The sequence below is a fragment of the Oryzihumus sp. genome, from assembly GCF_036391795.1.
GTDB lineage: Bacteria > Actinomycetota > Actinomycetes > Actinomycetales > Dermatophilaceae > Oryzihumus.
The window spans coordinates 1-8,828 of record NZ_DASVZH010000073.1; the positions used below are offsets into that span (position 1 = coordinate 1).

The following is an 8,828-nucleotide window of genomic DNA, read 5'->3' on the forward strand; positions in this document are numbered from 1 at the left end:
TGCGCCGGGGTCGGCGGCGTCTGGGCGGGCGTCGGCGTGGTGGCGGGCGCGGGAGCGCTCGCCGGGCCGGCACCCGCGTCGGGCGCCGCAGTGGCCGAACTGCGCTCGTTGGAGCGACGGACCAGCTCGGCAATACGCGCGGCGGCGTCGTCGCGGTCAGAGGTCACGGGGACGCGCAGCGTCGCGGCGTCGAAAGCGTCGCCGTCGGGCGTCTGAGGCTGGTTCTCGGACATCGTCGCCCAGCATGCCCGTTTCGTCCCGGGCACGCCAAATGCTCGACGGCTGAACGAGATCGCGGGTGCGCCACATCCGTCAGGACAGCCCCAGGGCCAACAAGCCCACCAGCACCACGAGCACCACGGCGCCGAGCAGCAGGCTCGTGCCGATGTCGCGCTGGACCTGCTCGTAGGGGCGGTCCGGGTGCTCCGGGTCGTAGGGGTAGGACTCGTGCTCGTTTCCGGGCTCGGTCCCGCGGTCGGACCAGCCCTGCGGGGGCGGGACCTGCTTGCGCCGGTGCGGCAGTCTCATGGCGACCTCCTGGCCACCCAACGAAGACCCCTCCCCCAGGGTCACGCGCTGCTGCGTCCCACCTCTGCGCCCACCCCCGGTCCCTGCGCTTGGCCCACGGGCGGGTGCGCAGCACTGCCCCGTCGGCGCACGGCATACCGGTGGGTGGACGGTCCGGGAATGAACCGCGCACGGCCCGGGGTTGCCTCCGAGGTGACGGACACCCCTGACCCGCGCCGCTGGAAGGCCCTGGGAGTCTGCCTCGTCGCCGGGTTCATGACCCTGCTCGACATCAGCATCGTCAACGTGGCACTCCCCTCGATCCGCACCGGCATCGGGGCCAGCCCGAGCGACCTGCAGTGGGTCGTCTCCGGCTACGCGCTGACCTTCGGCCTGGTGCTCGTCCCGTCCGGCCGTCTGGGCGACGCCCGCGGCCGGCGGACGATGTTCGTCGTGGGGGTGGCCGTGTTCACGGCGAGCAGCCTGCTGGCCGGGCTGGCCCCCACCGCCCTGCTCCTGGTCATCGCCCGCCTCGTGCAGGGCGTCGGCGGCGGCATCCTCAACCCCCAGGTGTCCGGCCTGATCCAGGAGCTCTTCTCCCCCGGCCGCGAGCGCGGGCGCGCCTTCGGCATGTTCGGCACGGTCGTCGGCGTGTCCACGGCCGTCGGCCCGATCCTCGGCGGCCTGATCATCCGGCTGCTCGGCGTCGACACCGGCTGGCGGTGGATCTTCTTCGTCAACATCCCCATCGGCGTCGCCGCGATCGTGCTTGCGCTGCGGCTCATCCCCGCCCACGAGCCGCGGGGCCAGGGCCGCAGCGACCTCGACCCGGTCGGCGTCGGTCTGCTCGGCGCCGCCGTGCTCGCCCTGCTGCTGCCCCTCGTCGAGGAGCAGCAGTGGCAGGCCGGCACGAAGTGGGCGCTGCTCGCCGCGGGTGCCGTGCTGCTGGTCGGGTTCGTGGCCTGGGAGCGCCGGTATGTCGTGCGCGGCCGCACGCCGCTGGTCGACCTGAGCCTGTTCCGCCTCGCCAGCTACAGCACCGGTTCAGGCCTGGCGATGGCCTACTTCTCCGGCTTCACCGGCATCTTCTTCGTCCTCACCCTCTTCTTCCAGGGCGGGCTGCACTACACGCCGTTGCAGGCCGGCCTGGCGGTGACGCCGTTCGCCGCAGGCTCGGCCGTGGCCGCGGCCGTCGGCGGACGCCTGGTCACCCGCGCAGGCCGGCCCCTGGTCGTCGGCGGCCTCGCCACCGTCGTCGTGGGCCTGGCCCTGACCGACCTGGTCGTCGCCCGGCACGGCCAGGACAGCGGTCTGGGTTGGGCCACCGCACTGCCCTTGCTGCTGGCCGGCATCGGCAGCGGCCTGGTCATCTCCCCCAACGTCACGCTGACCCTGAGCGAGGTGCCGGTGAGGAGGGCCGGCACCGCCGGCGGCGTGCTCCAGACCGGCCAGCGCCTCGGCACCGCGGCCGGGATCGCGCTCATCGGCTCGATCTACTTCGCGACCCTGTCCTCCACCCGGGGAGACTTCACCGCAGCCGCCAGCCACGGCCTGCGCGCGGCCGTGGCGCTCACGGCGGTCTCGCTGCTCATCGGCATCGGCGACCTCGTGATGACCCGCCGGCGGGCCGCCCTGGCCGAGCGCCAGCCCTCGCTGGAGGGGTAGACAGGGACCGCAGCCAACCACAGCGACCGCACGACACACCGGAGGTAGCCCGTGACCCACCAGCCCACCGTCGCCCTGCTCGGCACCGGCACCATGGGGGCCGGCATGGCCCGCAACATCGCCGCAGCCGGCCTGCCGCTGCGGGTGTGGAACCGCAGCCGGGACAAGGCGCAGGCGCTGGCCGACACCGGCGCCCAGGTCGCCGGGAGCGTTGTCGACGCGGTGAGCGGCGCCGACCTCGTGGTGACCATGCTCTTCGACGCCGACAGCGTCGCCGCGACCATGGAGCAGGCTCGCGAGGGGCTTGGCCCCGACACCGTCTGGGTGCAGCAGACGACGGTCGGGGTGGCCGGCCACGAGCGCCTGGCCGCGCTGGCCGGCGACCTCGGGGTGACCTTCGTGGATGCGCCGGTGCTGGGCACCCGCAAGCCGGCCGAGGACGGCGCCCTCGTGGTGCTCGCGTCGGGACCGGAGGAGGTCCGCCCGCAGGTCCAGCCGCTCTTCGACGCGATCGGCTCGCGCACGCTGTGGGTCGGCCCGGCGGGTGCCGGCTCCCGGCTCAAGCTGGCAGCCAACGCCTGGGTGCTCACCGTCGTGGAGGGCATCGCCGAGTCCCTGGCCCTGGCGCGGGCGCTCGGGCTGGACCCCGCCCTGTTCCTCGAAGCCGTCTCCGGCGGCGCCCTGGACGCGCCCTATGTCCAGCTCAAGGGGTCGGCCATGCTCAACGGTGACTTCGCGCCCGCGTTCGGGCTGGACGGCGCCGCCAAGGACGCCGGACTCGTCGTGGAGGCCGCCCGCGATGCCGGCGTCGACCTCGCCGTCCTGGAGGCCGTCCGCGGCCACATCGACCGGGCCCTGGCTGCCGGCCACGGAGACAAGGACATGGCGGCGACCTTCCTCGAGCACTGAGCGCGGGGCGTCGGTCGCGTCACGTCCACGCCGGGAGCCCTCCGGTGCTGGGCTGGATGACGTGGGCCGGGCACCCCGCCTCGCTGCCGTCGGCCACCGGGGCGGCCGGGCCACGCCTGCTCGGCAGCCTCACCCCGGGGGACGGACCACTTCGCCTCCCCGACGCCGGAGCGGCACCGACGAGAGTGGTCCTCGCCCAGACCTGACCGCGCGCGGCTCTCCCTGACCGACGATGGAGCCGTCCGCGGACCCGTCGCCGCGGGCTCCGGGACCTGCGCCCCTGCCGCCTGCCGGGCGGCCGCGGGAACGTCGAAGGGGACCGGCGCCGTGCTCGCGGCCTGCCCATCACTCCCGACAGGAGGGGACCACGCATGTCCGCCTCGCAGAGCATCTACATCGAAGCCCCCGTGGACGAGGTGTTCGACTGGTTCAAGAACCCCCGGAACTGGGTGAGGCTGAACCCCGCTGCAGCGCGACGGGAGGAGATCACCGATGCGCACCTGACCCGGGAGGGCCTGGGCACCTTCCACGTCTGGAGGATGAAACCGCTGCCCGGCATCCGGTTCGAGTGCTTCGGAGTGTTCACGGAGTTCGTCCCGAACCAGCGCATCGTCGACAAGTGGTCGCTTGCCCTGGAAGGCACCGAGACCTACACCTTCGACGCCGAGGGCTCCGGGACGCGGGTGACGCTGGAACGCCAGCGGCGGTCGTTGTGGCGGCTGCGCCTGCTCGACACGCTGGTGGATCGCTTCGAAGGACCGGAGAGCGAGCAGGCCCTGGTGAGGCTCAAGAAGCTCATGGAGTCGACCGGCGCGTCGGCGAAGGCGGCGGGATGACGCCCCGGGCCGGCAGGCACCTCTTCGAGTGACCCGGCGACGACAGATTCCTTCAAGGACAAGGGGATTTGCGCGGTGCCGGCGTCCCGGGCCTTCTCCTGGAGCGGCATCGCGGGGGCTGCCCGGATCGTGCTCGAACGGATCTGAGCCACACAGCGGACTCATGGCTGACACCTAGGGCACGTGTGGCACGGAAGTGGCCTGTGGGTAGGTTGATCCGCATGACTGACGCCGCCGCTGCCCCGGGACGCCGTCCGCTCGTCGTGCTGGACAAGGTCAACAAGCACTTCGGCGCGCTGCACGTCCTGCAGGACATCGACCTCACCATCGGCGAGGGCGAGGTCGTCGTGGTCATCGGGCCGTCGGGCTCGGGCAAGTCCACGCTGTGCCGCACGATCAACCGCCTGGAGACGTTCGAGTCCGGCTCGATCACCATCGACGGACGGCCGCTGCCCACCGAGGGCAAGGAGCTGGCGCGCCTGCGTGCCGACGTGGGCATGGTGTTCCAGTCGTTCAACCTGTTCGCGCACAAGACGATCCGCGAGAACGTCACGCTCGGACCGATCAAGGTCCGCGGCCTGTCCAAGGCAGAGGCGGACCGGCGCGCGATGGAGCTGCTGGAGCGGGTCGGCGTGGCGCACCAGGCCGACAAGTACCCCGCACAGCTCTCCGGCGGGCAGCAGCAGCGCGTCGCGATCGCGCGCTCGCTCGCCATGGACCCCAAGGTGATCCTCTTCGACGAGCCGACGTCGGCGCTCGACCCGGAGATGATCAACGAGGTCCTCGACGTCATGACCGAGCTGGCGAAGTCCGGCATGACGATGGTCGTGGTGACGCACGAGATGGGCTTCGCCCGCCGTGCCGCCGACCGGGTCGTGTTCATGGCCGACGGCCAGGTCGTCGAGCAGGCCGTCCCGGACCAGTTCTTCACCAATGCGCAGTCCACACGGGCGAGGGACTTCCTCGCCAAGATCCTGACGCACTGAAGTCGCGTCCAACAGGGAGGAAAACGCATGAACGTTCGTCGAATCGGCATGGTGGCGGTCGCTGCTGCCGCCGTGCTGGGTCTGGCGGCCTGCGGGGGCGGCGGCGCGGGGGCCGGCGACTTCAAGATCGGCGTCAAGTACGACCAGCCCGGCATGGGCCTGAAGGACGGCGCGAAGTACACCGGCTTCGACATCGACGTGGCCAAGTACGTCGCCAAGGAGCTGGGCCACTCCGAGAGCGACATCACCTTCGTGCAGGCACCCACGCCCCAGCGCGAGACGCTCATCTCCACCGGCCAGGTCAACATGGTCGTCGGCACCTACTCGATCACCGACGCCCGCAAGCAGAAGGTCTCCTTCGCCGGGCCGTACTTCGTCGCCGGCCAGGACCTGCTGGTCCGCTCCGACGACACCTCGATCACCGGCCCCGACTCCCTGACCGGCAAGACGCTGTGCTCGGTCAAGGGCTCCACCTCCGCGGCCAAGGTCAAGGACAAGTTCCCGGGCGTGCAGCTGCAGGAGTACGACACCTACTCCAAGTGCGTCGAGGCGCTCTCGGCCGGCGCGGTCGACGCGCTGACCACGGACAACACGATCCTCGCCGGCTACGCCAGCCAGCCGCAGTACAAGGGCAAGCTCAAGGTCGTCGGCCAGACGTTCTCCGAGGAGCGCTACGGCATCGGCATCAAGAAGGGCGACAAGGCCCTCTGCGAGAAGATCAACACCGCCATCAAGAAGATGCAGGACTCCGGCGAGTGGCAGAAGGCGATCGACAAGAACCTCGGCCCCGCCGGCTTCAAGGTCGACACCTCCCAGAACCCGCCCAAGGTCGACACCTGCTCCTGAGCCGGGAACGACCGGCCGGTATGCCGTCCGCGCACCTCGCGCGGACGGCATACCGGCGGGTGACACGCACGCAACGAAGGGCGGCTCATGGCTGACCTGCTCAAGCAGTACGACGTCCTCGGGGCGTTCTGGATGACGATCGTCCTGACCGTGTTCTCCGCAGTCGGGTCGCTGGTCATCGGCACGGTGGTCGCGGTGATGCGGGTCTCCCCCGTCGCGATCCTGCGGACGATGGGCGCGGGCTACGTCAACATCGTGCGCAACACCCCGCTCACGCTGATCATCGTCTTCTGCAACATCGGCCTGTTCGTCAACCTCGGCCTGCGGCTGGCGGACAAGTCCTCCTCGACCTTCCTGGTCGACAACAACATCCGTCTGGCCGTCCTGGGGCTGTCGATCTACCACGCGGCGTTCGTCTGCGAGGCGCTGCGCTCGGGCATCAACACGGTCCCGGCCGGTCAGGCCGAGGCGGCGCGCTCGATCGGGCTGACCTTCGGGCAGAACATCCGCCACGTGGTGCTGCCGCAGGCGTTCCGCGGCGCGATCACCCCGCTGGGCAACACGATGATCGCGCTGACCAAGAACACCACCGTCGCCTCGGCGATCGGCGTCGCCGAGGCCTCGGGCCTGATGAAGGAGATGATCGAGTTCAGCCCTGACCGGCTCGTCCTGGTGTTCCTCGTCTTCGCCCTCGGGTTCGTGGTGCTCACGCTGCCGATGGGCGTGGCCTTCACGACGCTGTCCCGGCGCCTGGCGGTGAAGCGATGACCTCCGAGACCGTCCTGTTCGACACCCCGGGGCCGCGCGCGCGCCGCCGGCATGCGCTGGTCGCCGTGGCCGGTGGCGTGGTGCTGCTCGGCGTCCTCGCCTGGGTGCTGTCGCGGCTGGCCGCCAAGGGCAACCTGACCCCGGCCAAGTGGAACCCGTTCGCCTCCGCCGACACGTGGACCGAGTACCTCCTGCCCGGTCTGGTCGGCACCCTCGAGGCGGCGGCGATCTCGATCGTGCTGGCGCTGGTGCTCGGGCTGCTGCTCGGCATGGGCCGGCTGTCGGAGAACCGGCCGCTGCGGTGGTTCTGCTCGGTGTTCGTGGAGTTCTTCCGCGCGGTGCCGGTGCTGCTCATGATGATCTTCGCCTTCAACCTGTACGCCGTGTACGAGGTCTTCGACTCCGAGCAGCTGGCCCTGGCCGGCGTGGTCACGGGGCTGACGCTCTACAACGCCTCGGTCATGGCGGAGCTGGTGCGCGCGGGTGTCGGCTCGCTGCCGGCGGGGCAGCGCGAGGCGGGCCTGTCGATCGGCCTGACGGCCACCCAGACGCTGCGCTCGATCCTGCTGCCCCAGGCGCTGACGGCGATGTTGCCGGCGATCGTCGGGCAGCTGGTCGTGGTGCTGAAGGACTCGGCCCTGGGCTCGATCATCACCTACGTCGAGCTGCTGGCGCAGGGCCAGACGCTCGGCACGGCGCGGGCCAACATGGTGCCGGCGTTCATCGTCGTCGCCGCCATGTTCATCGCGATCAACTACCTGCTGACGGTGCTCGCCGGCCGCGTGGAGCGCCGGATGCGCCGCCGTGGCCTCACGAGCGCCAAGGCCGCTCCGGCGGCTCCCGGGCAGGCAGGCTGAGCGCGCCACAGCAACGTGTGACAGCCTCCTCCCGCATGGGAGACCTGTCATGAGGAAGCTGATCGGACTCGTGGTGCTGCTGGTGGCGCTCGTCGGCGTGGACCGCGGCGCCGCCCACCTGGCCGGCCAGCAGGTCGCCGACCGGATCCAGCGGTCGGCGCACCTGCAGACCCCACCACACGTGACTTTGGGCGGCTTCCCGTTCCTCACGCAGGTGGTCCAGGGCCGCTACACCCGGGTGTCTGCGGAGACCACGGGGCCGGTGTCGGTCAACGGGCTGGGCGTGGACCGGCTGGAGGCGTCGGTGGAGGGTGCGCGGGCTCCCCTGTCGGCGCTGACGGGGGGCACGCTGTCCTCCGTCCCGGTCGACCACGCCCAGGCCGGGGCGCACATCACCTGGGCCGAGCTCGACCGGCTCGTGGCGGCGCGCCTGCAGGGCCAGGGACTGCGGCTGACGTTCTCCTCGGGGGGCGGCAACACCGTGCGGGTGCGGGCCGTGGTGACGACCCCGCTGGGTGAGGTGACCATACGCGGGGGCGCCGACGTGACCGTGCGCCAGGGCGTCCTGCGCGTGGCGGTGTCCGGCGGTGACCTGCAGGCTGCTCCCCCGGTCGTCCGGTCGGTGCTGCAGAGCGCCCTGGACCGCTCGTTCCCGCTGCCGAAGCTGCCGATGGGGTTCACGGTCACCTCGGCCGCTCCCGACGCCACCGGACTGGCCCTGCAGGCGGAGGCCAGCAACACGACCCTCGCCCTCCCCTGAGGGGGCCCACGGCCCTTAGCGCTCCGGCCACCTCCCGCCAGGTGGGGCCACACACGACGAAGGCCCGGATCCGTGCTGGATCCGGGCCTGTCGCGACGAGCTCCCCCGATTGGACTCGAACCAATAACCTGCCGGTTAACAGCCGGCTGCTCTGCCAATTGAGCTACAGGGGATTGTTGCGGGCTGCGCTCGCGGGCGTAACTGTAGCAAAGGTCTCGGGCTGTTCCGAAACCGCCCGCGCCGGTGTGGCGAGCCGCGTCAGCGGGTGATGCCGACCTGGTCCTCGAGCTCGGCCAGCGCCTGCGCGACCTGTTCCTGGACGGTCACGTCACTGGCCCGCACGCCGCGACCGAGGACGGTCTGGGAGACCAGCTCGCCGGTGCGGAAGTCCTTGCGGATCGCGACCCGGGCCATCCGGCGCTCCCCCACCGAGAGGCGCTGGGCGAGCACGACGCTGGCCTGGACCCGCTCGCGCAGCGTCTCCGGGAGCAGGGTCTGCTGGTCGCGCAGGGTCCACTGCACCGGCCGCGTGCCGTCGACGAAGGTCACCGTCAGCAGGAAGGTCTCGTGCTGCCACACGCCCGCGTCCACGACGTGCCACGGCCGCCGCAGGCTGACCGCGGCGGCGTCGGGCGAGACGACGCACAGGGCCCACGTCGTCGCCACGACGGTGGCGCCCGTGACGTCGTCGACG

At 71.4% G+C, this 8,828-nt stretch carries 10 protein-coding genes, 1 tRNA gene and 1 pseudogene; 8 read left to right on the forward strand and 4 right to left on the reverse strand.

Annotation, left to right across the window (positions count from 1 at the left end):
- Positions 1 to 233, reverse strand: a pseudogene (locus VF825_RS04190) (hypothetical protein); the annotation flags it as partial.
- 79 nt (positions 234 to 312) lie between these two features.
- Positions 313 to 528, reverse strand: a complete 216-nt coding sequence (locus VF825_RS04195; RefSeq protein ID WP_331110459.1) for a hypothetical protein — start codon at positions 526 to 528, stop codon at positions 313 to 315.
- Between the two features lie 159 nt (positions 529 to 687).
- Here VF825_RS04195 and VF825_RS04200 point away from each other — a divergent pair, with 159 nt between their 5' ends.
- The 8 genes from VF825_RS04200 (at position 688) to VF825_RS04235 (ending at position 8,134) form a co-directional block, all read left to right on the forward strand.
- Positions 688 to 2,172 carry an MFS transporter gene (locus VF825_RS04200; RefSeq protein WP_331110461.1) on the forward strand — a complete coding sequence of 495 codons (1,485 nt, stop codon included), beginning with the start codon at positions 688 to 690 and terminating at the stop codon, positions 2,170 to 2,172.
- A gap of 51 nt (positions 2,173 to 2,223) precedes the next feature.
- The gene (locus VF825_RS04205) at positions 2,224 to 3,081 is read left to right on the forward strand and encodes an NAD(P)-dependent oxidoreductase (protein ID WP_331110463.1); all 858 of its coding nucleotides are present in this window, start codon (positions 2,224 to 2,226) and stop codon (positions 3,079 to 3,081) included.
- Between the two features lie 371 nt (positions 3,082 to 3,452).
- Positions 3,453 to 3,917 carry an SRPBCC family protein gene (locus VF825_RS04210; RefSeq protein ID WP_331110465.1) on the forward strand — a complete coding sequence of 155 codons (465 nt, stop codon included), beginning with the start codon at positions 3,453 to 3,455 and terminating at the stop codon, positions 3,915 to 3,917.
- A gap of 221 nt (positions 3,918 to 4,138) precedes the next feature.
- Positions 4,139 to 4,903 carry an amino acid ABC transporter ATP-binding protein gene (locus VF825_RS04215; RefSeq protein ID WP_331110467.1) on the forward strand — a complete coding sequence of 255 codons (765 nt, stop codon included), beginning with the start codon at positions 4,139 to 4,141 and terminating at the stop codon, positions 4,901 to 4,903.
- Between the two features lie 27 nt (positions 4,904 to 4,930).
- A complete protein-coding gene (locus VF825_RS04220; protein ID WP_331110469.1) occupies positions 4,931 to 5,749 on the forward strand; it encodes a glutamate ABC transporter substrate-binding protein in 819 nt (272 codons plus the stop codon).
- A gap of 87 nt (positions 5,750 to 5,836) precedes the next feature.
- A complete protein-coding gene (locus VF825_RS04225) occupies positions 5,837 to 6,517 on the forward strand; it encodes an amino acid ABC transporter permease (RefSeq protein ID WP_331110471.1) in 681 nt (226 codons plus the stop codon).
- On the forward strand, positions 6,514 to 7,374 hold the full coding sequence (locus VF825_RS04230) for an amino acid ABC transporter permease (RefSeq protein ID WP_331110473.1): 861 nt from the start codon (positions 6,514 to 6,516) through the stop codon (positions 7,372 to 7,374). The genes VF825_RS04225 and VF825_RS04230 overlap by 4 nt, the downstream gene beginning before the upstream one ends.
- Positions 7,375 to 7,423: 49 nt before the next feature.
- Positions 7,424 to 8,134 (forward strand): DUF2993 domain-containing protein, encoded by a 711-nt coding sequence (locus VF825_RS04235; protein WP_331110476.1) that lies wholly within the window; start codon positions 7,424 to 7,426, stop codon positions 8,132 to 8,134.
- A 100-nt stretch (positions 8,135 to 8,234) separates the two neighbouring features.
- Here VF825_RS04235 and VF825_RS04240 read toward each other — a convergent pair.
- A tRNA-Asn gene (locus tag VF825_RS04240) sits at positions 8,235 to 8,307 on the reverse strand.
- A gap of 85 nt (positions 8,308 to 8,392) precedes the next feature.
- Positions 8,393 to 8,828: hypothetical protein (locus VF825_RS04245; protein WP_331110478.1), on the reverse strand; the 436-nt coding region annotated here is incomplete at its 5' end.